The organism is Rhizobium sp. KNZ2-6A (assembly GCF_056755475.1).
In genome coordinates this window covers 76152-99383 of sequence record NZ_JBNDIC010000024.1, presented here as the reverse complement: position 1 = coordinate 99383, position 23232 = coordinate 76152, and the positions used below count along the sequence as shown (strand labels likewise).

Genomic DNA, 23232 nt, shown 5'->3' with positions numbered 1-23232 from the left:
GCTTTGAATCGCGCTCATAGGCGATCTGCGCGTTTGTCGCCGATGCCTGGTATTGCTGTAGCGTTGCAATCTGCTGATCGGCAAGCAGCTGGACGATGAGATCGCCTTTCTTGACATCCTGGCCGTCTTGAAAGCCGATCTTCTGGACGATGCCCTGGACCTGGGCCGAGAGATTGGCGCCTTCGACCGCATTGAAGCTGCCTATCGATTGCAGCGTGGTTTGCCATGGGCTCGTTGCCGCCGTAATTGTGGAGACCGTCTGCGGTGGTGCCTTGAGATTAGCCAGATACGCCGCGATCATGCGGTTCTTGAAGGCCTGGAAGCCGAAAATCCCGCCCAGGATCAGGCCTATGACGATCAGCATGATCACCATGCGTTTTATCATGACTGGTAACTCTATTTTTCGGGAACAGGTCGCTGGGAATTCTGATTGCGTCGGCTCTGGCGAGGTTTACGAGGGACCCTTCCGCGCCAAAGTTGTCGCATCCTTACCGGCGCCTGCGATCGGCGCCTGCTTTGAAAGCGATTTTGTTCGGAATTGGTGGGATCGCAGGGAACAATACCCTTACGGCAATGACCACCACTGAACGACGCCTTTCGGCCGCCGGGGGCAGCATCGACTTCTTCATGATTGAAGCTGGTGGCGTCCAAATCGGCCGTCCTCAGCAAACAGACCAGTCAAACGTCATTCGCACGCCTCTGCTTCTGATTCAGCACGAGTTTTTACGATCCGAATTCCGATAGCCAATTTGCTATGTCCGAACCATATTTAGTAGAGTCCTGAATAAAGGCAATAATGGTACCGAAACAATCATCGCCCGGACGCAAGGGCGTGCGGCCTTTTCTCATGGCCCACGGCGACTTGTATATAACAGCATGGTTGAGATGTGAACATATTCGCGCCACTGCCCGGTGAGTGCATGAAAGCACGGCATCTATCGTTGACAACTCTTTTATGCCTGGATATTTAGGCAAAAAGCAAGATATCTAGGCATACGGCTAGATATCAAGGCAACCAACCAGGTGCGGAGGCAAAGATTGGCCCGTTCGGAACGAGAGAGCGCGATACGCAACCCTCTTACCGCCATGCTCGGTGTCGATTCGAATATCAGGGTTCTCCGCGTTCTGTCGCAGCATGGAGGAATGCTGGCATCTTCTGAAATCGTCCGGGGAAGCCGACTATCTCGTGAAAGCGTCCGGGCCGGACTTCTCGCGCTCGAGGTTCTTGGGATTGTCTCCTCAATGGGGTCGGGGCGTTCGAAGGTGTACCGCTTTAATGACAGCCACTATCTCGCTCCAACGCTGTCGGCGCTGTTCAAAGCAGAGAGCGAGCGCTTTGCGGCAATCCTGGAGACTTTGCGTCAGAGTGCCGCCAAAAGGCCTGTCTTCAGTCTTTTCGTATACGGCAGCGCCGCCCGAGGAGACGACGGACCGGACAGTGATCTCGACATCGGCATCATCGCCCGAGCAGACCATCTGGCAGGAGTAGTGGAAGGCCTTCGAGAGGAGCTTAGGGATGCGGCGGAGAAATTGGCCTTCTTCCCCAACGTGGTCGGGCTGGATTTTGATGATGTCGGACGACTTGCTGAAAGCGATGATCCGTGGTGGAAAAACGTAAAGCAGGACGCGATCGTCATTTCCGGGAAGCGCCCCGAGGACGCAGTGCCGCTTCAGAGGGCGACGCATGGCTAGGATTGGATCTACCAAAAAGAAAGACGCCGCTTTTGCTACCGGTAGACTCCTGATCGCCCGCGGGTTTCTTAAAGACGCGCGCAACAGCAACCTCGTCGCCGATCCAGGCGACATCGGGAACCCGTCTATGTCGACGGTTATCAACTGTGCGATAGCGTATTCCGACGCCTTGACGGCCAAGTTTCGCGGGGAAATCAACCAGGGAGACCATCAGGCTGTCATCAAACTCTTGCGGGCAGCTCTGGGTAAAGCCCTACCTGCGAAGCAGGAGGCAAATCTGCGTGCACTTCTCGAGCAAAAGGACGAAGTGCAGTACGGATCGAGGGCCAAGACACGAAATGACGCTGAAAGGGCGCTGGAACGCCTGGAAGAATTCGCTGCATGGGCTGAGCAACAATTCATTCTTTGAGATGTGCGGCAACGCGAATTTGCGAATTGCGGACATTTCTATGTGCCGGTTGACGCCGCGAGTTCTAGAGCAATTCCAGGAAAAGTGCGCAGCGGTTTTCCGTCCGGAATGCGTAGCAAAACAATAAGATAGGGCGTTTTCGCGATTCGAAGAAAAGCGGAAATGCTCTAGCGAAACTTCCCAGTCGGTGCAGCAGAAAGTCGATCCTATCTTATCAGACCGAGCCGAATGGCGATCGCGATGGCATTGGTTGTATTTTTTGCTTCAAGCTTATCGCGAACCGAGCGCAGATGCTTTTCGGCACCGTGATGGGTGATGCCCATCCTCACCGCGATCTCATGATCCCGCAAGCCATCCGCTGCCAATTGCAGCGCACGTCTTTCCCTGAGCGTGACACCTTTCAGCAACGGAAGCTGATCCAGCTCCTTGAGTTGGAGGGCACGATCCACGGCAAAGGTCGCCAGCAATTGCAGACCGCCGCGCTCCTGCTCCCTGATCTCGAGATGCTCGCCGCCGATGGAAAAGCCTATCAGGGTCCCATCGAAAGTTTGCAGGGCGATGGTGAAACCCTCGCGCAAACCAAACTCTCCGGCCTCCCCCATGACATCGCGCGCCATCACGTTCTGCAGTCTCTGGCCCTCTATGTCCCGCCAGAAAAAGGGCGCATGCCGCTCCTTGACCATGTGTATCGTCGGATCGTGGCGCAGATAGTCGTTGCTGAAATAACGGGAGATCCAATCGGTCGGCCATGCATTGAGAAGAATATGGCCGACCTGCTGCCGCTTCGTGTCGCCGATCGGCGGCATTGTGCCCGCCAGCACATGTGTCGCGCCGAAGCGGCCGATATAGACAAGCACCAGCCGCAGGATATCGGCTTCGGTCTGTGCTGCCTCCATGGCCGCTATCAAGGCCGTCGTTTCTTCAAGCAGATGCGGTGGCATCGTTTCCGCGGAAGGTGACGAGGAATGCGTCTTCATACTGATCTCACAGACTGTTCGAAAGCTGAGAAGGATTGTTTATATTAAACATTCCTCATTGATTATGAATGCCTCAAGGGAGGGGAAATTGGAAGGGCCAAACCTGTCTTCGATACCTCCCGATATGCAGCAATTCACTGCAGAACGGGCGATGCCAGCGGGATGCGTCAGGCGCTCCAGCACGACGCTGAGCGGCCGTGCTGGAGGGCTATTTTATAGGGGAATGAGGCTGCATATCGAATAGCCGATGTGCGCATGCCGCTAAAGCATCCGATGGCATTCCATCTAAGCCGCGCGACGGCGCAGGTCCGTCTTCAGGGAACGAAGCTTCGCCAGTGTGCGCTCATCGAACGATGCGGTGACAGCGACGACATCCTCTCCTGAAATCGACTGCGGTAATCCGAGCGCGCTGACCCGGAAATGAAGCTGCAGTAGCCGAAGGATCCAAAGCGGCTGCATTTCGATGATCACGGTATTGATATTGTTTTCCAAACCCCATTCGACAAAACCCGAAAGCAGCGTGTTGGAAACCGCGCTCAGGGCACGTCCATGTTCTCTGTAGGCCGGCTCGACACAATAGCGCGTCCATTCCCATATGTGCCGGCCGACAGGCCTCTCCTGTTCGCAAAGCTGCGGCAATACCTCGGACAGGAGGTGGGGTTTGATGGAGGGCAGCATTCGCTGATATCCAAGAACCTCGCCTTCATTGATGAAAAGCATATGCACGGCGTCCGCCGTATCGAATTGGTCGGTCTCGCGACCATCGGCACGCGTCAGATCACTCCATCCGCGCTCCTCGACGAATACGCGGTGCCGCAGGCGAAATGCCTGATCCATCTCGTCCTGATAGTCGTGCATGTTCCGGTCGGTGATAATATGAAGCATCTCTACAGCTCTCCTGTTTGGGCAAGCTGATCATCGAACCGTTTCACGATCACCACAGGTACGGAAAAGCGTACCTCACGAAATCAGACCCTTTCGCAGAGCAACGGCAATAGCGTGATTGGTATTGCGCGAACCAAGCTTTTCACGGCAGGAGCGCATGTACTTGTCGATGGCGTGATCCGTGATTCCGAGGCGCGAGGCGATCTGCCGCTCTTTCCAGCCTTCGGCCGCCAGCTGAAGAACCTCACGTTCCCGTGCCGTCAATTTAAGGACGCTGCTGTTTTGCTGAGTGCGTCGGATCCGCAAGGCGCGATAGACCGCAAAATTCGCAACAAGCGCCAGATTCTTCTTGTTTTCCGGCGCGAGCTGCAGCCGCTCGCCGGCAATCGAAAAGCCGACATGTTCAGGCCCCAGGCTCGGAAGCGTCATGGTGAACCCCTCGGCAAGGCCGAACTCCTTGGCTTCGCCCATGACCCGCATACCGGACCGAAGTCCGGCGACTTCGTCCTCATCCCAGAAAAAGCTTTCAAGCCCTTCACGTACCAGCGTGATCGTCGGATCCTTGAAGAGATAGTTCTGAGAAAAATAGCGAGCCGACCAATCATTCGGCCATGCATTGATCAGGACATGGCCTATCTGCTGGCGTTTGGTCGCGCCAATCTGGGGCATGGTGCCGACCAGAACATTGGTCGCGCCGAACGGCTCCACATATCGAATGACGACCTCGGCCAACTCCTCCTGAGTTGTGCAGGCCTCGAGCTCGGCCAGAAAATACTGTGTTTCCTCAAGAGTGCGAGCCGGAAAAATTGGATTGCCGGGCAATATCCAGTGGTTTGACATAATGACAATCTTCGAAGTTTCACGATGAAGCAAGAAACATGGCCACGACACCGGCCAGAAACTTCGGGCAGTGTATTGGTGATTATTTGTTCGTATATTCAACAATATGGTCTTATCAACGCGACCATGACAAGATGGCGTCACGCAACGCGCCTGACGCAGCTAGGCCGAAGTACTTACTATACACTTCGTACGGTCGCTTGGCGACCGGCGCCGATGCAAATGAGACATGCGTCGAACCCGGAGAACGACATCGGCTCTCCCTATTTGAATTCGCGCTAGGCATCCTTCCATTTGGAAAATGTGGCGGCCTGCCCGCGCAAATTCCCATCGCGATCCACAAGCTGCCAGACGATGCCGTCCTCGATCCAAAAACGACGCCCGGATTTTGCGATCCGCAGCCCGCGATAGTCGGAAATAAAGCCGTCGCGCGTCACCGCGTCCAACAGCCGTTGGCGCTCCGCACGATCGGGAAGCTCCGCCGAAAGCCGCGAGGGGAGCGTCACGAACTCGTCCCACGGATATTCGAAGCAATTCTGCGCAGCCTTGTTAGCGTAAACGAAACGGGGGTCGGCATCCCTATTGTGGGCGAGGACCACGAAAGGTGCGTCACGATAGAGCCAATCCGGCCCGGCCCCTTCATCCACAAGGGCAACACCGACGATGCGGCGAAAACTGTCCGTTAGAAGGTCAAAGAACGCATCATCGACCGACAAATCCACGGCCTTGTCTTCAGTTTCGCCTGCCATCAATCCCATCCTGTCACTCGGTGCATCGACGGTGCGATACTTAGCAAAATACCATGAAGATCAAGGGGTGAGAGCCGGTCCTTTATGGGCCGGCTTGTGGATTGTTAGCGCAGGTCGCTCAGGGGCAGACGGAACGCCGACAGAAATCGGTGACGACATCGACCAGTTTCTGCCGGTCGACGGTCGATCCCTCGGCCAGACAGTCATCGACGGCGCTGTGCATGGCATTGAACTGCATGACGGCCGAGAGCCGGGCGTCAATGAAGGAGAAGGCTTTAGCTTCCTGCCCTTCGAGCAGGAAGGATGAAAGGCGGGCGACCAGCGGGTTGGCGCGTTTCATGCCTCGTTTGGCCGGATGGAATTCATGGAAAACCAGATCGTGCAGCGCGACCTCGTCGAGATAGCCGACCACACATGACCCTATCCAGACATCGAGCCGATGCATCCAGCTGCCGGAGGACGCAGCCGCGGCAGCCGCGTCGATCTTTTCGCAAAAGCGCTCGATGAAGCGCGCCTTCAGAGCGGCAAGAACGTCTTCCTTCGTCTGGAAATAGAGATAGAAAGTGCCCTTGGCGACATCGGCGGCCTCGACGATTTCCGCAACGCTGGTCGCAGCAAAGCCCTGCTCCAGGAACAGGCGCTGCGCGGCGTCCATCAGTTCCTCCCGGCGGATTTCCGGGGGCTTGGTGCGCGGGCGCGGGCGTTCTGTGGTGGTCACAGGCTTTTCCTCATCTACAGTCTATCGATGGCAAGGCCCGCCGGCCGAAGAATGGAACTGCATAGCCATTCCGCAGCGGGCGCAGCCTTGTTGAAGATTTCTAGCGGCATATGAAGCGGAAGACGAGCAAGACTTTGCCGCACGCCGTCAGCCGTCGCCGCCGGAACGACGACGGCAATGCCGAGAAGAAACTGATGAAGGGCGTCGCGGGCAATCCCGATCCGCTGCACCGCCATAGCCAGAATGGCCGTATCATCCGCAAGCAGCGGTCCGTATGCCGAGATCAACAGAAGGGCGAACGGCTTTTCGTATCCCAGCCAGCGCTCGAGGGTATCGAAGCCCGATCCCACCCCAGCGGCGTCCAGCTTCGCCTCCGCGATCACAATCGCCAGCGGCCAATGCGTCTCGTCACAATCGGGTAATAGCGTTTTGAATGCCATCATGACGGCCTGCACAAATCGGTCAGGCTCCGCAGCACACGTCCCATGCTCACCGGCCTTCTTTGCGCCGCGGAAACGGAGGCGAGCCACATCGTCGCCTCGTTGACCTCATCGAAGATCTGCGCGGGGACGCCATAGAGCTTTTCGGCATTCATCCGGCTCATCTCCTCCGCGGCATCGCCGGGCACGACGGTCGCCATGCCGATCACCAGCCGCTTGATCCGCTCGCCGTTGGATTGAAGCCAGACCTTTGCCTGCCTTGCACCGCCCTCGGGGCGCTGGATTGCATCGGCATCCGTGAAGACGTGCAGGGTCGAAAAGGGTTCGCCGCGGTCAAGCCACGACGTCCAGTCGGAGAGGAACGCAAGCTGTTCTTCGGGCGACATCGAACCACGGGCGGCAGACAGCACAAGCGGCCATTGGCTAAGATCGTGACGGATCATGACGCGGATTTTTCCTAAGCGATGAGGGAGGACAGGCGCCACTCCGCGCCGACGCTCCCAACCCATGAACAACGACTACCATTCGAACCTCTCCAGATTCCGATAGTGAAGATTTATGACTGACCGTCGGTCATTTGTAAAGAGCGTGGTTGGACGACTGCCAATTTCTTAGGATTTTTCCCTCTGTGGTTGTCCATGCAGCGAGCGGTCAAGGCGACTAAAGGCTATGTATGCCGCGCGACTATGCGGGGACGTATGTCAACCTGATCACGTCTTTGCCAATGCGATCGCTCGCCACAAGGCGGAGCGGCGGCCGCGGGCCGGCGAAGAACGGCTTGCCTCGGCCAAGCACGACGGGATGGAGGTACAGTCGATATTCGTCAACGAGACCAAGGTCGGTCAGACTTCGTGCGAGCTCAGGTCCGGCAACTTCGATCTCCCCATTCAGTCGAGCCTTCAGCCCGCGTATCGTCACCTCGATGTCTTCAGCGACAAGAGTGGCGTTTGAGCCGACTGATTTCAGCGAGCGTGACACGACCCATTTCGGCCGGCTCCGCCACGCTGCCGCATAGTCGCGTTGTTCCTCGTCCCATTCGGAATGATCTTCATCCCAATACCGCATCACCTCGTACATGCGGCGACCATACACAATGCCGGCAAGGCCGCGCACGTCGTCGATGAAATGACGAAAGAGCGTGGCGTCGGGCGCAAATTCCGTGTGGTCGACATAGCCGTCCAGGGACTGGTTCAAAGCGAACACCAGCTTTGCCATGCCGCAAGACCTCCCCCGAACTCCTCACAAGGCTCGGGCCGATGCTACGTAGAAATAGAATCGGTTACAATCTATAGGGCTCCGCTTTCCAGCTTCTACCAAGGGCCGTGCTGCCAATCATTACTTTTATAATTGATTGACCGGTCGGTTTATGCAAGAATTTTGCAGTTGCCGTGGGAAGGCGACGGGGAGGAAACATGTCCGATTCCGACACCATTCTGTCGGCACTTGCCGATGGCGTTTTGAGCCTCACGCTCAATCGACCCGACAAACTCAATTCCTTCAATGAGGAAATGCACCTTGCGCTGCGCGCCGGTTTCGAGCGCGGGCACAAGGATGCGGAGGTACGTGCGGTTCTCCTGACGGGAGCGGGCCGCGGCTTCTCGGCAGGCCAGGACCTTGGCGACCGCGACCCGCGCAAGGGAACGCCGGATCTCGGCCACACGATCGAAACCTTCTACAATCCGCTGCTCCGCCTCATCCGCAGCCTGGAAAAACCTGTCGTCTGCGCAGTCAACGGCGTGGCGGCCGGCGCCGGCGCCAATATCGCCTTTGCCTGCGACATCACGCTTGCGGCACGCTCGGCCCGCTTCATCCAGGCTTTCGCGAAAATCGGCCTCGTGCCGGATTCCGGCGGCACCTGGAACCTGCCGCGCCTTGTCGGCGAGGCGCGCGCCAAGGCGCTGGCGCTGACCGCCGAGCCTCTGGACGCGGAAACGGCGGCCAGCTGGGGCCTGATCTGGCGCGCGGTGGACGACGACAAGCTGATGGAGGAGGCAAAGGCTCTCGCCCTCCGGCTCGCCGCCGGCCCGACCAAAGGCCTGGGCCTGACGAAGCGCGCCATCCAGGCGGCGGCAACCAATTCGCTTGACGAACAGCTCGATCTTGAGCGCGACCTGCAGCGCGAGGCCGGCCGCAGCGCCGACTATGCCGAGGGCGTCGCCGCCTTCCTCGAAAAGCGCAAGCCGGAGTTCAAGGGGCAATGAGCGCGGCTGGCAGCATTTCGCCGCAGTCGCTTGCGGAAGCCTGCGCCAGGGCCATGTGGGACGAAGACAACGCCACCCGTCACCTCGGCATGGAGCTGCTTGCCGTAGCCCCCGGTAAAGCGAGCCTTTCGATGGCGATTACCGAGGCGATGACGAACGGCCACGGCACCTGCCATGGCGGCTACATCTTCACCTTGGCCGACTCGACCTTCGCCTTCGCCTGCAACACCTATAACCAGCGCACCGTCGCCCTGCACTGTTCGGTGACCTACATCGCGCCGGCTTTCAAGGGAGACTGGTTGACGGCGACGGCACGGGAGGTGTCGCGCCGCGGGCGAGGCGGCATCTACGACATCGCGGTTACCAATCAGGAGGGCGAGCAGATCGCGGAGTTCCGCGGTCACTCGCGAACGGTCAAGGGCGCACTTTTGCCGGAATAGAGCAATTCCAGGAAAAGTGCGCAGCGGTTTTCCGTCCGGAATTGCGGGAAAACAAGGAGATAGAGCGTTTTCGCGATTCGAAGAAAAGCGGAAATGCTCTGAGGTTCGCGGCGGCAGCGCCTGGGATTTTTGGAGGAGACATTCATGGAAAACCTTTCGCCACGTCCCGGTGAGCTTGAGGCGATCGAAACCGCCTCGCGCGACGAGATTTCCGCGCTGCAGCTCGAACGCATGAAATGGACGCTCACTCACGCCTACGAGAATTCACCCTTTTATAACAAGCGTTTCGATGAGCTGGGCATACATCCGTCCGATCTCAAGACTCTGTCCGATATCACCAAATTTCCTTTCACAACCAAGAAAGATCTCCGCGACACCTATCCCTTCGGCATGTTCGCCGTTCCGCGCGAAAAGCTTGCCCGCATCCACGCATCCTCCGGCACGACGGGCAAGCCGACCGTTGTCGGCTATACCGCCAAGGACGTCGAAACGTGGGCAAGCCTCGTTGCCCGCTCGATTCGCGCCTCCGGCGGGCGGGCGGGTGACCTGGTGCATATCGCCTATGGCTACGGCCTCTTCACCGGCGGCCTCGGCGCGCATTACGGCGCGGAGAAGCTCGGCTGCACCGTCGTACCGGTGTCGGGCGGCATGACGGAACGGCAGGTCGCGCTGATACAGGATTTCAGACCGCGCATCATCATGGTGACGCCTTCCTACATGCTCTCGATCCTCGACGAATTCCGCCGGCAGGGCCTCGATCCCAGAGAAAGCTCGCTCGCCGTCGGCATCTTCGGCGCCGAGCCATGGACCAATGCCATGCGCGAGGAAATCGAGCACGCCTTCGACATGCACGCCGTCGACATTTACGGCCTGTCGGAAGTCATGGGTCCGGGCGTCGCCAACGAATGCGTCGAGAGCAAGGACGGACTGCACATCTGGGAAGACCATTTCTATCCGGAGATCATCGATCCGGTTACCGGCGAAGCATTGCCTGACGGCGAGATCGGCGAGCTGGTCCTCACCACACTGACCAAGGAAGGCCTACCGATCATCCGCTATCGCACGCGGGACCTGACGCGGCTGCTGCCCGGCACGGCTCGTTCGATGCGCCGCATGGAAAAGGTGACCGGCCGCTCCGACGACATGATGATCCTGCGCGGCGTCAACGTCTTTCCGACGCAGATCGAGGAGCAGATCCTGAAATGCCGCGGGCTCGCGCCGCACTTCCAGATCGAACTGACACGCTCCGGCCGCATGGACGACATGACCGTTCATGTGGAGTGCACGCTGGAGGCGGCGGACGAAACCGCGCGAAATGTTTCGGCAAAGGAACTTACCCACCACATCAAGAGCGTGGTCGGGGTCTCGACGAAGATCACCGTGCATCCGCCGGGCGGCGTCGCGCGCTCCGAAGGCAAGGCGAAACGCATTGTCGACAACCGCCCAAAAGAATAATCGAGACATCCGGCGGGATAGCCTGGCAAGCATTTGATTGTATATGGGAAGGATCGGCCGCTAGACACGGTCACGGGCAATCGGGAATGAGCAGAGCAGGATTACATGGCACGCACGCGCGCAGTTGATTTCGAGGAAAAGCAGCGTGGCATCTTGGCAAGTGCCGCGGCTGTTTTCGCCGAGATGGGCATGGAGAAGGCGTCCATGTCGATGATCGCTTCGCGTGGCAATGTCTCGAAAGCGCTGCTCTACCACTACTACCCCGGCAAGGACGCGCTGATCTTCGACATCGTGCAAACGCATCTGACGGAGCTGGAAAGCGCGATCGAAACGGCGGATCGCACCGATGTTACGCCGCAAGAGCGGCTGCGTCTGCTGGTGAAGGCCGTGCTGAAGAACTATGAAGGTGCCGACAACGAACATAAGGTGCAGCTCAACGGCACGCATGCCCTATCGGAAGAGCAGCTGGCGGAATTGCGGACGATCGAACGGCGTATCGTCAGGCGTTTCTCCACCGTCATCGAGGATCTCAATCCGGATCTCAACAAGAACCGGCCGCTGCTGATGCCGGTCACCATGTCGCTCTTCGGCATGATGAACTGGGTCTATATGTGGTTCAGGCCGAATGGGCCGATCACCCGCGACGAATATGCCGATATTGCCACCACCCTCATCCTCGAAGGGGTCAAGGCCGTCCGTTGAGGCGCCGTTGACGCAGCCGGTCAGTCGCCGAGCTTCATCCTTTCAAGAATAAGCGGATCGTATTCCGGCGCCCGAATGCGGCGGCGATCCGGCTCTGGCGCAGTCAGTGGCTCGATGGCCACCAGCTTCTCCTTCGCCTCCAGCGCTAGGCGCTGATAGATGGAGGTGCCCTGGCGCTTCCAGGCGATCTCTTCCTGCGTCAACTCGCGCACGACACGCGCCGGCGAGCCGACAGCGAGGCTGTTTGCCGGGATTTCGGCGCCGGCCTTCACGAAGGCCATGGCGGCCACGATGGCATTTTCCCCGATGACGGCCTCGTCCATGATGACGGCATTCATGCCGACCATGGCATTGGCGCCGATGCGACAGCCATGCAGCACCGCGCCGTGGCCGATATGCCCCGCCTCGCCAATGACGACCTCGAGATTCGGGAAACTATGGACGACACAGGTCTCTTGCACATTCGAGCCGCGCTCGAGCACGATACGCCCGAAATCACCCCGCAGCACGGCACCCGGCCCGACATAGCAGGCCGGGCCGATGATGACATCGCCGATGACGGTTGCGGCTGGGTGCACGAAGGCTGCCGCATCGATGACCGGGATCACGCCGTCATAGGAATAGATCTGCGCCATTCAGTCGGCTCCCAAACCTTCCACATCGCGACCGGTTTCGGCCACCGCTTCCATCCGTTGCGCGAACTCGCGACGCAAGGTGCGGCGAAGCTGGGCGGCCTTGTGCCGGCGGATATCAACCGGCGTGACTGGCACCAGTTCCGGCACACGCACCGGCCGGCCGGCTTCATCGACGGCAACCATGGTGAAATAACAGGAGTTCGTGTGGCGGCGCTGGCCGGAGCGGATATTCTCCGCTTCCACCCTTATGCCAACCTCCATGGAGGTACGGCCGGTATCGTTGATCGAGGCGCGGAAGGTGACCAACTCGCCGACATTGATCGGCTCCTTGAACAGCACCTGATCGACCGACAGTGTTACCGCATATTGCTTGGAATAGCGCGACGCACAGGAGAAGGCGACGCGATCGAGCAGGTTCAGAAGGGCGCCGCCATGCACCTTGCCGCTGAAATTCGCCATGTCCGGCGTCATCAGCACGGTCATTTCCAGGCGGTGCGGGTCTTGCTCGATTGTCGTCATGCGCTCACTCTCTCGTTTTCGCCACCATCGTCAGAACGTCATATTGCGCGACGACAGCGTCCAGCTGGTTCGTTACCTTGCAATCCCAGCGCACCTCGCCATGTTCGGCATTGATGCGGGGATTGATCTCCTTGCAGGTCAACTGCACCTGGAGCGTATCACCCGGATTGACCGGTGTCAGGAAGCGCAGATTGTCGACACCGTAATTTGCAAGAACCGGGCCGGGAGCCGGATCGACAAAGAGGCCGGCCGCGAAAGAGACGATGAGATAGCCATGCGCGACACGGCCCTCGAAGAACGGATTGGCCTTGGCGGCCTCTTCGTCCATATGGGCATAGAAGGTGTCGCCGGTGAAACTGGCGAAGTGCTCGATATCCTCGAGCGTCACCTTGCGTGTGGCTGTGATGAGCTGATCGCCGATCTTCAGCTCGGCGAGCGATTTGCGGAAGGGATGCTCGCTGTCGCGGCGGGCATCCGCGCCATCCATCCAGCGGCCCGTAACAGCCGAAAGCAGGCGCGGCGTGCCCTGGACGGCGGTGCGTTGCATATAGTGCTTCACGCCACGGATGCCGCCGAGTTCCTCGCCGCCGCCGGCACGGCCGGGCCCGCCGTGAACCAGGCCCGGCAAAGGTGAACCGTGGCCAGTGGAACTCTTGGCGCTGGCGCGATTGCCGATCATAACGCGACCATGGAACGGCGCGAGACCAAGAACCACGTCCTCGGCGAAACGGGGATCGTTGGTGAAGACGGAGGCAACAAGGCTGCCCTTCCCACGCCGCGCGAGATCGACCACCTCTTCCGCCGTATCATAGGGCATGACGGTGCTGACCGGGCCGAAGGCTTCGACGTCGTGAACGGCGCGTGCCGAGCCCGGCTTGTCGCAATAAAGCAGCACCGGATTGAGAAAGGCGCCGGCGCTTACATCGCCGGATAGGACGCGCGGATTATCGGGATCGCCGCCGACGATCTCCGCATCGGCTGCGAGGTCGCGGATGCGCGCCCGCACTTCCTCACGCTGGCCGAGGCTTGCGAGCGGCCCCATGCGAACCGTCTCATCGGCCGGATTGCCGATCACCGTCTTGCCAAGGCGATCATTCAGGGCCGATATCAGCGCTTCGCTATAGGCGCGGGGCGCGATGACGCGGCGGATCGCCGTACATTTCTGGCCGGCCTTGACTGTCATCTCGCGCGCGACCTCCTTGACGAAGAGGTCAAACTCTTCCGTGCCGGGGGCCGCATCGAGCCCGAGGATCGCAGCATTGAGGCTATCGGCCTCCATGGTGAAGCGCACGGAATTTTCGATAATCGCCTTGTGCGTCTTCAGGCGCTGGCCGGTTGCTGCGGACCCAGTGAAGGTCACCACATCCTGGCCTTCAACGTGGTCAAGAAGATCGCCGACCGAGCCGCAGACGAGCTGCAGCGCGCCTTCCGGCAAAAGGCCGGTCTCGATGATGCGGCGAGCCATGAGTTCGGTCAGATAGGCCGTCTGGCTCGCAGGCTTGACGATGGCGGGAACGCCGGCCAGCAAGGTCGGCGCGAGTTTTTCCAACATGCCCCAGCAGGGGAAGTTGAAGGCGTTGATATGGACAGCGACGCCCTGGAGCGGGCTTAAGATATGCTGCGCGGAAAAGCTCTGATCTTTGGAAAGCGGCTCCACATCGCCATCGAGCAGCACGCGCGCATTCGGAAGCTCGCGCCGGCCCTTGGAGGCGTAGGACAGCAGGGTGCCGATGCCGCCTTCGATATCGACCCAGCTATCGGCCCGCGTGGCTCCCGTTGCCGTCGAAAGCGCGTAGAATTCTTCCTTCCTCTCAAGCAGCGCCTGGCCGAGCGCCTTCAGCATCGCGGCGCGCTCATGGAAAGACATGCGCCTGAGCGCCGGGCCACCCTTGTCGCGGCCATAAGCCAAGGTCTGCTTGAAATCGATGCCCGAGGAATCGATTGATGCGACCGGTGCGCCGGTCGATGCATCGAGCAGCGCCACACCTTCCCTAGCACCGACGACCCACGTGCCGCCGACATAGCTTTCAAGCCGGCGCGGCTGGTTTGCCATGATGTTCATCCGAGTGTCCTTCCGTCATCTTTTCCCGCAATCCCGAACGGAAAATCGCCAAGCGCTTTTCCCGGAATTGCTTAAGCCAATCCAAGCGCAGACAGCTGCGCATCGACATCGGCCTGCCATTCGGCCAGCAAAGTTTCGTTGGGCTGATGGCGCAGGCCGAAGCGCGACAATGTTTGGAAGCGAGCCGAGCCGGCATGGCCGAAACTCGCGGCAACGCGGGGATACCAATAGGCGACCGAAGCCCGCGCCTTCGCCCGCCCTTCTTCATCGGCGACGATGCGGGCAAGACCGGCCGCGCCGAGCTCCGCATGCCGTTTTTCGCGCGGCAGGATGGCGCGGAAGACTTCGGCGAGCGGCTGATAGGAGACGCGCACCTGTTCCTTCAGCTGTAAGACGCTGGCAGCACCCATCAAAACATTCATGACAACCGCGTCCACCCAGCCTTCAAGGGGATAGTGGAACACGGAAAGCCGCATGTCGCCGCCCTGCCTGACAGCGCCGATATCGGCCTCGCGGGAAAGCCGCACCGCCCAGGGATGGTGGACGGCATAGCGGCCGCCGTCGACGCCGAAAGTCTCCATAATCCTCAGGACCTGGCCGGCATGGTCGGCCTTTTCCAGCACTATGCGCGCAGCGGAAATGCGTTCCTGAATCCCCGGCGCGTCGTTGATGATGTCGGCGAAGCCGGCGGAACCGGCCAGCTCGCTATCGACGAAGCTCGCCATCAGTCGCAAGAGTTCGCCGCGATAGCGGGGAGGCACGTTGTCGGGCGAGGAGAGCATCCCACCCTCCTCCAGATATTGCTCGATCGGCATCATCTCGGACATCTCGTTCCTCCCTTCGACGCGGCCCTATTGATCGTAGCTGACGACGATCCGGTCGGTGAGCGGGTGGCACTGACAGGTCAGCACATAGCCCTGGCGCACCTCGTAATCCTCGAGCGCGTGGTTGACCTCCATCTCGACCTCGCCCTCGAGAACCTTGGCCCGACAAGTGGAGCAGACCCCGGCCTTGCAGGCGTAGGGCACGTCCATCGTGTTTTCGAGTGCGGCGTCGAGCAGGCACTGGCCGTGCTTGGGAAACTTGAAGACACGTGTTGTGCCGTCGAGCGTGACGGTCGCCTCGCAGCTCGTCTCATGATCGGCGGTGGCAGCACTCTCCATCTTGCGGCGGACGCGGCCTGGCTGCGAGGAGGCAAAGAGCTCGAACTTGATCTGGTCGTCGCGCATGCCGTGCTCGCGAAGCGACGCGGCGATCGCCAGCATCATCGGCTCGGGGCCGCAAATAAAGGCGGTGGCGGCCGATTTCACATCGATCCAGCTCTTGAAGAGCGCCTTGCATTTTTCCGCATCGATCCGGCCGGTGAAAAGATCGATCTCCTGCGCCTCGCTTTCGAGAATGTGCAATATCGACAAGCGGCCAAGATAGAGGTTCTTCAGATCGTCCAGTTCCTCGCGAAACATGATCGAACTGACCTGCCTGTTGGCATAGACCAGCGTGAAGATCGAGCGCGGCTCGCGCGCCAGCACGGTCTTGATGATCGAGAGAACCGGCGTGATGCCGCTGCCGCCGGCAAAACCGAGATAGTGCCGTGCCACATCCGGCTCGATCGCGGTGAAGAAAGCGCCCATCGGCGGCATGGCTTCCAGCGTATCGCCAGCTTTCAGATTTTCATTGATCCAGGTCGAAAAGCAGCCGCCATCGACCCGCTTGATGCCGACTTTCAGCACGCCCTCATCCTTGCCGGCGCAGATCGAATAGGAGCGGCGCAGTTCCTCGTCATCGAACTTGCGGCGGAAAGTCAGATATTGCCCCTGGGTGAAATCGAAGACGGCCCGATCCTCCTCGGATGGCACAAGCGTGACAACGACCGCATCGCGCGTCTCGCGGCGCACTTCGGTGACGGTCAGGGGGTGGAAACGTGCCATGGATGCGAGCCTCGTCCTTTAGGCTTAAATGCACTTGAAATAGTCGAACGGCTCCAGACAGTCGGTGCAGCGATAGCCCGCCTTGCAGGGCGTCGAGCCGAACTGGCTGATCTTTTCCGTATTGGCCGATCCGCAACGCGGACAGGCGATGATGAGATTGGCGCGGCCGGCAAGCCGGTCGATACGCTTCATCAAGATGCCATCGGCGGCCGTGCCATCGATCGGCGGTGCGATGCCGTAGGCGCGCAATTTCTCGCGTCCCTCGGCACTGATCCAGTCCGTCGTCCAGGCGGGCGACAGCCGGCGCTCGAGGCGCACCCGGTCGACACCTTTTTCGGCCAATGCCCGCTCGATATCGAGATTGATTATCGTCGTGGCGGGACAGCCCGAATAGGTCGGCGTCACGGTGACAACAAGCGTATCGTCCTGCCAGCCGACGTCGCGGATGATGCCGAGATCGGTTAATGAGATCACCGGAATTTCCGGGTCAGGCACCTCCGACAACCAGTGCCAGACTTCCTTGACCGAAGGATGAAGTGCGGTGGCCATTTCCGCCTCCTACCAGGTCGCGCCCGGATAGGCGCGCTGCAGGAACTGCATCTCGGTCAGAATGAAACCGAGATGCTCTGTGTGAACGCCGCGCCGGCCGCCTTTGTGTATGTAGCCATCCGCCGGACGCTCAAGCGTCGCTTCGGCAAGCGCATCGGAGACGATCTCGTCCCAGCCGGGTTTGAGACTTTCCAGTTCCGGGATCACACCGGCCTCTACCAGAGCCGCATCGGCAGCATCGCCAATGAACATTTCGCCCGTGAAGGGCCAGAGATCGTTGAGCGCCTCCTGCATACGGCGATGGCTTTCTGCCGTGCCGTCGCCAAGGCGGATGATCAGGTCGCGGCTGCGGTCGAGATGATAGGAGACTTCCTTGAAGGCCTTTTCGGCAATCTCGGCGACGCGTCGGTCGGTCGAGCCCTTCAACGCTTTCAGCATCAGATAATGCCAGGCGTCATAGAGGAATTGCCGCATCAAAGTCTTGCCGAAATCGCCGTTGGGGCGCTCGACGAGCAGGATATTGCGGAACTCGAAACCATCGCGCAGATAGGCAAGATCATCCGCCGAGCGGCCCCTGCCTTCCACCTCGCCCGCAAGAGCGAGCCAGAGCTGCGTCTGGCCGATGAGGTCGAGCGCGGTGTTGGCGAGCGCGATATCCTCCTCCAGCGCCGGTCCGCGGCCGCACCATTCGGAAACGCGATGACCGAGGATCAACGTGTTGTCACCGATGCGCAGGAGGAATTCTACGAGAGCGGCCCGGTCGACCACCGGCTCAAGGGCAGCGGTTACCATCACATGTGCCCCACTTCATCCGGAATGTCGAAGAAGGTCGGATGACGATAGACCTTCGAATTGGAGGGGTCGAACAGTGGGCCTTTTTCCGAAGGGGCGCTGGCGGTGATCTCGGAAGACCGCACCACCCATATGCTGACGCCCTCGTTGCGGCGGGTATAGACATCGCGCGCATTGTTGATTGCCATCTCGGCATCAGGCGCATGCAGGCTGCCGACATGGCGATGGTTGAGGCCGTGCTGACCACGAATGAAGACTTCCCAAAGCGGCCATTCACTGGACATGTTTCTCACTCCCTGAACTTTCGGGCCGTCTATTCGGCGGCGGCCTTTGCGGCGGCGCGGCGCTCGGCCGCTTTCTCGGCATGGGCCGTCAGGCCGTCGCGGAACCACGCACCATCATCCCAGGCCTGCCTGCGGGCATTGAGGCGCTCCGCGTTGCAGGGGCCGTTGCCGGCGATGACGTTGAAGAATTCTTCCCAATCGGGCTCGCCGAAATCATAGCCGCCCTTTTCCGCGTTCCATTTGAGATCCGGATCGGGGACGGTCAGGCCGAGATATTCGGCCTGCGGCACGGTCTGGTCGACGAATTTCTGCCGCAGCTCATCATTGGAATTCTGCTTGATCTTCCAGGCCATCGACTGGGCCGAATGGACGGAGGCATCGTCCGAAGGGCCGAACATCATCAGCGACGGCCACCACCAGCGGTTCAAAGCATCCTGCACCATGGCCTTCTGCGCCGGCGTGCCCTTCACCATCTTCATCAGGATGTCGAAGCCCTGGCGCTGATGGAAGCTTTCTTCCTTGCAGATACGGATCATTGCCCGCGAATAGGGGCCGTAGGAACAGCGCTGCAGGGGTACCTGGTTCATGATGGCAGCGCCATCCACCAGCCAGCCGATCGCGCCGATATCGGCCCAGGTCAGCGTCGGATAGTTGAAGATCGAGGAATATTTGGCCTTGCCGGAATGCAGCTGCTCATACATCTCGTCGCGGCTGATGCCGAGCGTCTCGGCGGCACAGTAGAGATAGAGGCCGTGGCCGGCTTCGTCCTGCACCTTGGCCAGCAGGATGGCCTTGCGCTCCAACGTTGGGGCACGGGTGATCCAGTTGCCTTCCGGAAGCTGGCCGACGATTTCGGAATGGGCGTGCTGGCTGATCTGGCGGATCAACATCTTGCGGTAGCCTTCCGGCATCCATTCCTTCGGCTCGATCTTCTGGCCGGCATCGACGCGTTCCTGAAAGGCGCGCTCCTGAGGGTCCATCTCGTCGAGGGAACGGATGCGGGCGCCATCGGTTTTCACCATCTGTGCATACATCGATCTTCCTCCGTCCTGGCGCCCTCCGGCGCGCTCGCCTCAGCCAAGCCGAGGCTCCACGGCATCGCCAGTATAGGCCTGTTTCGCGCTCTCCTCCACGAAACATCGATCCGAGCGCAAGCGCATTAACCGACCGATCGGTCATTGTATTAACATGCGATATATCACAGTACAAATGAATTTTTCGAGTTTTCTGTGACATTCAATATCATGAAAGCACGCTGCGGGGCGTCCACCTCGCTATGTCACTGAGCGGATTGGTCTTTCAGCGGGACTTGAGGTGATAGAGCCGTTTTTGGCTTGCCGGCGTCGTCTCTCGAAGCTTGCCCGACCCGTTCACAAAGCGGCGACCGACATAGCCATCAGCCGTTTTTGACAGGCGCAAATAAAGTTCGGCAAACAGCCGCCGCGCCTCCTCGCCCGGCCAATCGGCCGGCAGCGCAGACTTGGGAAGATGCGGCTCGCGCAGCATGATCAGGCGGTATTGATAGACAAGAAGCAGCCGCGCGATCAGGCAGTCGAATGGCGAAAGGGCCGCACAATCGCCGACGCGCTGCGAAAACGCGCGGAAGCGGACTACGAATTCACGATAGGCTTCCGCGAAGTGCTCTAGGTTCCAGGCCTCCTCCGCAAGCTCCTTCAAGGCGCTGGTCTCGGTCGCAAGCTCGGCGTTGAAGATAACGACGCGATCCGGCAAGGGCGGCGCGGGGTGCGTTCCCATCGCAAGACGGGGGCTGAGCCTCGCAAAGCCGTCCCGCTCGAGCCCTTGCATGATCTCCTCCGGAGCGGGGCCATTGATCAGGACGAATTGCCAGCGGACGGCAGGCTCCGGCCCATAGAAGAGACTGGCAGCCTCGGTGAACTCTGCTTGAGCAGCATCCGTCAGCCGGTAGTAGCTACGGCGTCCTTCCCGCTCCCCGGCAAGCTGGCCGGCCGTGACCAGTCGCGACACGGCGGTGCGAACCAGCGTTTCGGTGATGCCGACGCTCTTGCATGTCTCGATGAGATTGCCGATCCAGACGACGCCGCCCCGCGGCTCGACGACATCGCCATAGATCGTGACGATGAAACTCGCGGCCTTGACGGGCAGATCGATGAGAAGCGCCGTGACCGCTTCGTTCAAATCATCGCCGAGTTTGACGTTATCAGCCGACAATCCAACCCTGCTCCGCATCTGCAATCGTTAGGGTCTATTAACGTGAGATGCTCACCATGTTCAAGGCGAGCGCAGGCCAGAGGCTTCTACCGCGTAACATTCGTCGGCAGCGCGGTGGTGTATTTGACGCATTTCAGCGAGAAGTGCGACGACGAGCTCAGCACCGCCTCATGCGTCAGAATACCGCGCATCAAAAGCCCTTCATACTCCCGGACATCGGCAACGACGGCGCGGATGAGATAATCCCATTCCCCCGACATGGAATAGCATTCGAGAACTTCACGATAGCTCGCGATGAATTGCTCGAAATCGCGGCGGGTCGCGGGATCATGGGTCTTCATCTTGACCTGGCAGAAGACATTGAGGCCTTTGCCGATCTTGTCGGGATCGACGAGGCGGACCGTCCTGCCGAGCACGCCTTCGCTCTCCAGCGCCTTTATTCTTCGCCAGCAGGAGGCAGGCGACGCACCGACCTTCTCGGCCAGTGCCGCCTGGCTGATATCGCCCTCTTCCTGCAGCACGCGAAGGATCGCTCTGTCGACGTGATCAAGGTTGAAATCTTCCATTCAAAAATCCGTTATTTCTGAATTAAAGCTATCAAATACTAGGTCAATTCCTATGAGATTGAAAGGAATAACGCGGCCGCTTGAATTAGAATCATGGGACCGGATGCAGGAGGAGCAAATGTCCCAACTGGCGATAAGAAAGCATGAGCGCAATGCGCCCGACGACCGTATCGACTGGCGCAGGGTCGCCCGCCTCATCCATCTCTCAAGAGCCCTCGATGAGCTGGAAGAGAAGCGTCTCGTTCCGGAAAAGAAGGTTCTCTACCAGTTTTCCGCGCGCGGCCACGACATGGCGCAAATCCTTCTCGGCATGCAGCTGACCGGCCTGCACGATGCGACCTGCGGCTATTATCGCTCGCGGCCGCTTCTGCTTTCGCTCGGCGTCGATCCTGCCGATGCGCTCGGCTCGGCCATGGGGCGCGCCGGCGGCTATTCCGACGGGCGCGATATCGGCGTCGTCTTCAATTATCCCAACCTCTCCGGTGCCTCGGCACTGCCGATGTGCGGCGGTGTCGGCGCCCAATATACGCCGACCGCCGGCTGGGCGCAGGCGATGAAATACTACGCGACCACTTTGGGGCGCGAAGAGTATGCCCGGGATATCGGCGTCGTCCTCGGCGGCGACGGCTCAGTCGCCTCGAACGGCTTCTGGGCGGCGCTCACCGCTGCAACGACGCAAGCATTGCCGATGCTGTTTTTCATCGAAGACAATGGCTTTGGCATTTCGGTTCCTTCAACTGTGCAGACCCCGGGCGGAAATATCGCCGCCAATCTCGCCAGCTGGAAAAACCTTGCAATATTCGACGGCGACGGCTGCGACCCGGCCGAGGCTGCACACCTCGTACAAGATGCGGTCTCCTTCGTTCGCGAAGAGCGCAAGCCCGCTCTCTTGCGGCTGATGGTTCCGCGGCTCGAGGGCCACAGTTTTCAGGACACGCAGACCTACAAGAGCGAGGAAACCCTGAGGCGCGAGTGGGCGCGCGATCCGCTACCGCGCCTAAAGGATTTTCTCGTTCCCGCCATCATGCCGATCGAGGAATGGGATGCGTGCGAAAGCAAGGCCCGCGATATGGCCGAAAGCGCCCGTGCAGCCGCCGAGGAGCGGCCCCTTGCCGACCCCTCTTCGGTGACCCGCCATGTGTTTTTCGATGGCGACATGCAGACGATGGGTGGCCAGCATCCCAATGGATATGTAGCTCCGGCGACAACGGATGAACCCGAGACCTCCGGCCCGCGCATCAACATGGTCACCGCCATCCGCAGAACGCTCGAACATGAAATGGCGATCAACGAGCGCGTCGTCATGTTCGGCGAGGATATCGGCCCGAAGGGCGGCGTCCATGCCGTGACCCTCGGCCTACAGGAGAAATTCGGCAACGAACGGATTTTCGATACCTCATTGTCCGAGGAGGGGATCATCGGCCGCGCGGTGGGTATGGCGCTCGCCGGGCTCGTGCCCGTCCCCGAAATCCAGTTCCGGAAATATGCCGAGCCGGCCACCGAACAGCTGAACGACTGCGGCACCATCCGCTGGCGCACCAACAATCGCTTCGCCGCCCCCGTCGTCGTGCGCATGCCGGGCGGCTTCTTCAAATGTGGCGATCCCTGGCACAGCCAGACCAATGAGGTGGCTTTCGTCCATCAGCCCGGCTGGAAGGTCGCCGTTCCCTCGAATGCCGAGGATACCGTCGGCCTGCTGCGCACCTCGATCCGCGGCAACGACCCGGTCATCTTCTTCGAACACAGGGCCATGCTCGATCATGCATGGGCGCGCCGCCCCTACCCCGGCGACGATTTCGCGCTGCCCTTCGGTAAGGCGAAGCTGACGCGGACCGGCAACGACATCACCATCGTCACCTGGGGCGCCATGGTGCACCGCTGCGAGGAAGCAGCCGAAGGCATCTCCGCCGATGTCATCGATCTTCGCACGCTGATGCCGTGGGATCAGGAGACCGTGCTCGCCTCGGTCGCCAAGACGCACCGCTGCCTCATCGTCCATGAAGATCTCGAGACCGGTGGCTTTGGCGCCGAGATTGCCGCCGTCATCGCGGACAAAGCGTTCATGGATCTCGATGCCCCCGTCTCCCGCCTGACCATGCCGGATATTCCAAGCCCGCATAACCCCGTCCTGTTGGAATGGGCCGTGCCTTCGACGGAACGGATCGCCAAGCGCATTGCCGAAATCCTGGAGTTCTAGGA

27 protein-coding genes and 1 pseudogene are annotated in these 23232 nt (G+C 60.0%); 8 read left to right on the top strand and 20 right to left on the bottom strand.

Annotated elements, in window-relative coordinates:
- Nucleotides 1–364, bottom strand: a pseudogene (locus ACPYOP_RS17895) (efflux RND transporter periplasmic adaptor subunit); the annotation flags it as partial.
- Between ACPYOP_RS17895 and ACPYOP_RS17890 the strand changes: the two are divergent.
- The 3 genes from ACPYOP_RS17890 (at nt 351) to ACPYOP_RS17880 (ending at nt 2101) form a co-directional block, all read left to right on the top strand.
- A complete protein-coding gene (locus ACPYOP_RS17890; protein WP_481411708.1) occupies nt 351–587 on the top strand; it encodes a hypothetical protein in 237 nt (78 codons plus the stop codon). The pseudogene ACPYOP_RS17895 and the gene ACPYOP_RS17890 overlap by 14 nt on opposite strands.
- A gap of 451 nt (nt 588–1038) precedes the next feature.
- The gene (locus ACPYOP_RS17885) at nt 1039–1692 is read left to right on the top strand and encodes a nucleotidyltransferase family protein (protein ID WP_481411707.1); all 654 of its coding nucleotides are present in this window, start codon (nt 1039–1041) and stop codon (nt 1690–1692) included.
- Nucleotides 1685–2101: a hypothetical protein gene (locus tag ACPYOP_RS17880; RefSeq protein ID WP_481411706.1), complete on the top strand. Its 417-nt coding sequence runs from the start codon at nt 1685–1687 to the stop codon at nt 2099–2101. Before ACPYOP_RS17885 ends, ACPYOP_RS17880 begins: the two co-directional genes overlap by 8 nt.
- A gap of 206 nt (nt 2102–2307) precedes the next feature.
- On the opposite strand, the gene ACPYOP_RS17875 is transcribed toward ACPYOP_RS17880, so the two are convergent.
- The 8 genes from ACPYOP_RS17875 to ACPYOP_RS17840 all read right to left on the bottom strand — a co-directional run bounded on the left by ACPYOP_RS17875 (nt 2308) and on the right by ACPYOP_RS17840 (nt 7925).
- Nucleotides 2308–3078 (bottom strand): helix-turn-helix transcriptional regulator, encoded by a 771-nt coding sequence (locus tag ACPYOP_RS17875; RefSeq protein ID WP_481411705.1) that lies wholly within the window; start codon nt 3076–3078, stop codon nt 2308–2310.
- A 285-nt stretch (nt 3079–3363) separates the two neighbouring features.
- Nucleotides 3364–3963, bottom strand: coding sequence for an acyl-homoserine-lactone synthase (locus tag ACPYOP_RS17870; protein ID WP_481411704.1), 600 nt, complete (start codon nt 3961–3963; stop codon nt 3364–3366).
- A gap of 75 nt (nt 3964–4038) precedes the next feature.
- Nucleotides 4039–4947: a helix-turn-helix transcriptional regulator gene (locus ACPYOP_RS17865; RefSeq protein ID WP_481411703.1), complete on the bottom strand. Its 909-nt coding sequence runs from the start codon at nt 4945–4947 to the stop codon at nt 4039–4041.
- Between the two features lie 134 nt (nt 4948–5081).
- The gene (locus tag ACPYOP_RS17860; RefSeq protein ID WP_481411702.1) at nt 5082–5561 is read right to left on the bottom strand and encodes an MEKHLA domain-containing protein; all 480 of its coding nucleotides are present in this window, start codon (nt 5559–5561) and stop codon (nt 5082–5084) included.
- A gap of 109 nt (nt 5562–5670) precedes the next feature.
- A complete protein-coding gene (locus ACPYOP_RS17855) occupies nt 5671–6270 on the bottom strand; it encodes a TetR/AcrR family transcriptional regulator (RefSeq protein WP_481411701.1) in 600 nt (199 codons plus the stop codon).
- A 14-nt stretch (nt 6271–6284) separates the two neighbouring features.
- The gene (locus ACPYOP_RS17850) at nt 6285–6713 is read right to left on the bottom strand and encodes a hypothetical protein (RefSeq protein WP_481411700.1); all 429 of its coding nucleotides are present in this window, start codon (nt 6711–6713) and stop codon (nt 6285–6287) included.
- Nucleotides 6710–7153, bottom strand: coding sequence for a hypothetical protein (locus tag ACPYOP_RS17845; protein WP_481411699.1), 444 nt, complete (start codon nt 7151–7153; stop codon nt 6710–6712). The genes ACPYOP_RS17850 and ACPYOP_RS17845 overlap by 4 nt, the downstream gene beginning before the upstream one ends.
- Before the next feature lie 241 nt (nt 7154–7394).
- Nucleotides 7395–7925, bottom strand: a complete 531-nt coding sequence (locus ACPYOP_RS17840; RefSeq protein WP_481411698.1) for a dihydrofolate reductase family protein — start codon at nt 7923–7925, stop codon at nt 7395–7397.
- 197 nt (nt 7926–8122) lie between these two features.
- On the opposite strand from ACPYOP_RS17840, the gene paaG reads away from it, so the two are divergent.
- The 4 genes from paaG (at nt 8123) to ACPYOP_RS17820 (ending at nt 11508) form a co-directional block, all read left to right on the top strand.
- Nucleotides 8123–8911, top strand: coding sequence for a 2-(1,2-epoxy-1,2-dihydrophenyl)acetyl-CoA isomerase PaaG (paaG, locus tag ACPYOP_RS17835; protein WP_481411697.1), 789 nt, complete (start codon nt 8123–8125; stop codon nt 8909–8911).
- A complete protein-coding gene (gene paaI / locus ACPYOP_RS17830; RefSeq protein WP_481411696.1) occupies nt 8908–9351 on the top strand; it encodes a hydroxyphenylacetyl-CoA thioesterase PaaI in 444 nt (147 codons plus the stop codon). Before paaG ends, paaI begins: the two co-directional genes overlap by 4 nt.
- Nucleotides 9352–9495: 144 nt before the next feature.
- On the top strand, nt 9496–10806 hold the full coding sequence (paaK, locus tag ACPYOP_RS17825) for a phenylacetate--CoA ligase PaaK (protein ID WP_481411695.1): 1311 nt from the start codon (nt 9496–9498) through the stop codon (nt 10804–10806).
- Between the two features lie 105 nt (nt 10807–10911).
- Nucleotides 10912–11508, top strand: coding sequence for a TetR/AcrR family transcriptional regulator (locus ACPYOP_RS17820; protein ID WP_481411694.1), 597 nt, complete (start codon nt 10912–10914; stop codon nt 11506–11508).
- 20 nt (nt 11509–11528) lie between these two features.
- Here ACPYOP_RS17820 and ACPYOP_RS17815 read toward each other — a convergent pair whose 3' ends face one another.
- From ACPYOP_RS17815 to ACPYOP_RS17765, 11 genes are all read right to left on the bottom strand, one after another.
- Nucleotides 11529–12143 carry a phenylacetic acid degradation protein PaaY gene (locus tag ACPYOP_RS17815; protein WP_481411693.1) on the bottom strand — a complete coding sequence of 205 codons (615 nt, stop codon included), beginning with the start codon at nt 12141–12143 and terminating at the stop codon, nt 11529–11531.
- Nucleotides 12144–12662, bottom strand: a complete 519-nt coding sequence (locus tag ACPYOP_RS17810) for an acyl-CoA thioesterase (RefSeq protein ID WP_481411692.1) — start codon at nt 12660–12662, stop codon at nt 12144–12146.
- Between the two features lie 4 nt (nt 12663–12666).
- Nucleotides 12667–14724 (bottom strand): phenylacetic acid degradation bifunctional protein PaaZ, encoded by a 2058-nt coding sequence (gene paaZ / locus ACPYOP_RS17805; RefSeq protein WP_481411691.1) that lies wholly within the window; start codon nt 14722–14724, stop codon nt 12667–12669.
- 71 nt (nt 14725–14795) lie between these two features.
- Nucleotides 14796–15551, bottom strand: a complete 756-nt coding sequence (locus ACPYOP_RS17800) for a Phenylacetic acid catabolic protein (protein WP_481411690.1) — start codon at nt 15549–15551, stop codon at nt 14796–14798.
- Between the two features lie 24 nt (nt 15552–15575).
- On the bottom strand, nt 15576–16652 hold the full coding sequence (gene paaE / locus ACPYOP_RS17795; protein WP_481411689.1) for a 1,2-phenylacetyl-CoA epoxidase subunit PaaE: 1077 nt from the start codon (nt 16650–16652) through the stop codon (nt 15576–15578).
- A 24-nt stretch (nt 16653–16676) separates the two neighbouring features.
- The gene (paaD, locus tag ACPYOP_RS17790; protein WP_481411688.1) at nt 16677–17201 is read right to left on the bottom strand and encodes a 1,2-phenylacetyl-CoA epoxidase subunit PaaD; all 525 of its coding nucleotides are present in this window, start codon (nt 17199–17201) and stop codon (nt 16677–16679) included.
- 9 nt (nt 17202–17210) lie between these two features.
- Nucleotides 17211–17993: a 1,2-phenylacetyl-CoA epoxidase subunit PaaC gene (gene paaC, locus ACPYOP_RS17785; RefSeq protein WP_481411687.1), complete on the bottom strand. Its 783-nt coding sequence runs from the start codon at nt 17991–17993 to the stop codon at nt 17211–17213.
- Nucleotides 17993–18277 carry a 1,2-phenylacetyl-CoA epoxidase subunit PaaB gene (gene paaB / locus ACPYOP_RS17780; RefSeq protein ID WP_069061017.1) on the bottom strand — a complete coding sequence of 95 codons (285 nt, stop codon included), beginning with the start codon at nt 18275–18277 and terminating at the stop codon, nt 17993–17995. Before paaB ends, paaC begins: the two co-directional genes overlap by 1 nt.
- Nucleotides 18278–18306: 29 nt before the next feature.
- On the bottom strand, nt 18307–19311 hold the full coding sequence (gene paaA / locus ACPYOP_RS17775) for a 1,2-phenylacetyl-CoA epoxidase subunit PaaA (protein WP_481411686.1): 1005 nt from the start codon (nt 19309–19311) through the stop codon (nt 18307–18309).
- A gap of 265 nt (nt 19312–19576) precedes the next feature.
- The gene (gene paaX, locus ACPYOP_RS17770; RefSeq protein ID WP_481411685.1) at nt 19577–20467 is read right to left on the bottom strand and encodes a phenylacetic acid degradation operon negative regulatory protein PaaX; all 891 of its coding nucleotides are present in this window, start codon (nt 20465–20467) and stop codon (nt 19577–19579) included.
- A gap of 86 nt (nt 20468–20553) precedes the next feature.
- Nucleotides 20554–21033: an Lrp/AsnC family transcriptional regulator gene (locus ACPYOP_RS17765; RefSeq protein ID WP_481411684.1), complete on the bottom strand. Its 480-nt coding sequence runs from the start codon at nt 21031–21033 to the stop codon at nt 20554–20556.
- A gap of 118 nt (nt 21034–21151) precedes the next feature.
- Between ACPYOP_RS17765 and ACPYOP_RS17760 the strand changes: the two genes are divergently transcribed.
- Entirely contained in the window at nt 21152–23230 is a 2079-nt protein-coding gene (locus tag ACPYOP_RS17760; RefSeq protein ID WP_481411683.1) for a transketolase C-terminal domain-containing protein, read from the top strand.
- Nucleotides 23231–23232: the final 2 nt, after the last annotated feature.

What these genes read in the sequence shown, in the direction of transcription:
- ACPYOP_RS17890 (WP_481411708.1), top strand. Translation starts at nt 351, where the DNA reads ATGACGATCAGCATGATCACCATGCGTTTTATCATGACTGGTAACTCT.
- ACPYOP_RS17880 (WP_481411706.1), top strand. Translation starts at nt 1,685, where the DNA reads ATGGCTAGGATTGGATCTACCAAAAAGAAAGACGCCGCTTTTGCTACC.
- ACPYOP_RS17875 (WP_481411705.1), bottom strand. Translation starts at nt 3,078, where the DNA reads ATGAAGACGCATTCCTCGTCACCTTCCGCGGAAACGATGCCACCGCAT.
- ACPYOP_RS17870 (WP_481411704.1), bottom strand. Translation starts at nt 3,963, where the DNA reads ATGCTTCATATTATCACCGACCGGAACATGCACGACTATCAGGACGAG.
- ACPYOP_RS17860 (WP_481411702.1), bottom strand. Translation starts at nt 5,561, where the DNA reads ATGGGATTGATGGCAGGCGAAACTGAAGACAAGGCCGTGGATTTGTCG.
- ACPYOP_RS17850 (WP_481411700.1), bottom strand. Translation starts at nt 6,713, where the DNA reads ATGATGGCATTCAAAACGCTATTACCCGATTGTGACGAGACGCATTGG.
- ACPYOP_RS17845 (WP_481411699.1), bottom strand. Translation starts at nt 7,153, where the DNA reads ATGATCCGTCACGATCTTAGCCAATGGCCGCTTGTGCTGTCTGCCGCC.
- ACPYOP_RS17840 (WP_481411698.1), bottom strand. Translation starts at nt 7,925, where the DNA reads ATGGCAAAGCTGGTGTTCGCTTTGAACCAGTCCCTGGACGGCTATGTC.
- paaG (WP_481411697.1), top strand. Translation starts at nt 8,123, where the DNA reads ATGTCCGATTCCGACACCATTCTGTCGGCACTTGCCGATGGCGTTTTG.
- paaI (WP_481411696.1), top strand. Translation starts at nt 8,908, where the DNA reads ATGAGCGCGGCTGGCAGCATTTCGCCGCAGTCGCTTGCGGAAGCCTGC.
- paaK (WP_481411695.1), top strand. Translation starts at nt 9,496, where the DNA reads ATGGAAAACCTTTCGCCACGTCCCGGTGAGCTTGAGGCGATCGAAACC.
- ACPYOP_RS17820 (WP_481411694.1), top strand. Translation starts at nt 10,912, where the DNA reads ATGGCACGCACGCGCGCAGTTGATTTCGAGGAAAAGCAGCGTGGCATC.
- ACPYOP_RS17815 (WP_481411693.1), bottom strand. Translation starts at nt 12,143, where the DNA reads ATGGCGCAGATCTATTCCTATGACGGCGTGATCCCGGTCATCGATGCG.
- ACPYOP_RS17810 (WP_481411692.1), bottom strand. Translation starts at nt 12,662, where the DNA reads ATGACGACAATCGAGCAAGACCCGCACCGCCTGGAAATGACCGTGCTG.
- paaZ (WP_481411691.1), bottom strand. Translation starts at nt 14,724, where the DNA reads ATGAACATCATGGCAAACCAGCCGCGCCGGCTTGAAAGCTATGTCGGC.
- ACPYOP_RS17800 (WP_481411690.1), bottom strand. Translation starts at nt 15,551, where the DNA reads ATGTCCGAGATGATGCCGATCGAGCAATATCTGGAGGAGGGTGGGATG.
- paaE (WP_481411689.1), bottom strand. Translation starts at nt 16,652, where the DNA reads ATGGCACGTTTCCACCCCCTGACCGTCACCGAAGTGCGCCGCGAGACG.
- paaD (WP_481411688.1), bottom strand. Translation starts at nt 17,201, where the DNA reads ATGGCCACCGCACTTCATCCTTCGGTCAAGGAAGTCTGGCACTGGTTG.
- paaC (WP_481411687.1), bottom strand. Translation starts at nt 17,993, where the DNA reads ATGGTAACCGCTGCCCTTGAGCCGGTGGTCGACCGGGCCGCTCTCGTA.
- paaB (WP_069061017.1), bottom strand. Translation starts at nt 18,277, where the DNA reads ATGTCCAGTGAATGGCCGCTTTGGGAAGTCTTCATTCGTGGTCAGCAC.
- paaA (WP_481411686.1), bottom strand. Translation starts at nt 19,311, where the DNA reads ATGTATGCACAGATGGTGAAAACCGATGGCGCCCGCATCCGTTCCCTC.
- ACPYOP_RS17765 (WP_481411684.1), bottom strand. Translation starts at nt 21,033, where the DNA reads ATGGAAGATTTCAACCTTGATCACGTCGACAGAGCGATCCTTCGCGTG.
- ACPYOP_RS17760 (WP_481411683.1), top strand. Translation starts at nt 21,152, where the DNA reads ATGTCCCAACTGGCGATAAGAAAGCATGAGCGCAATGCGCCCGACGAC.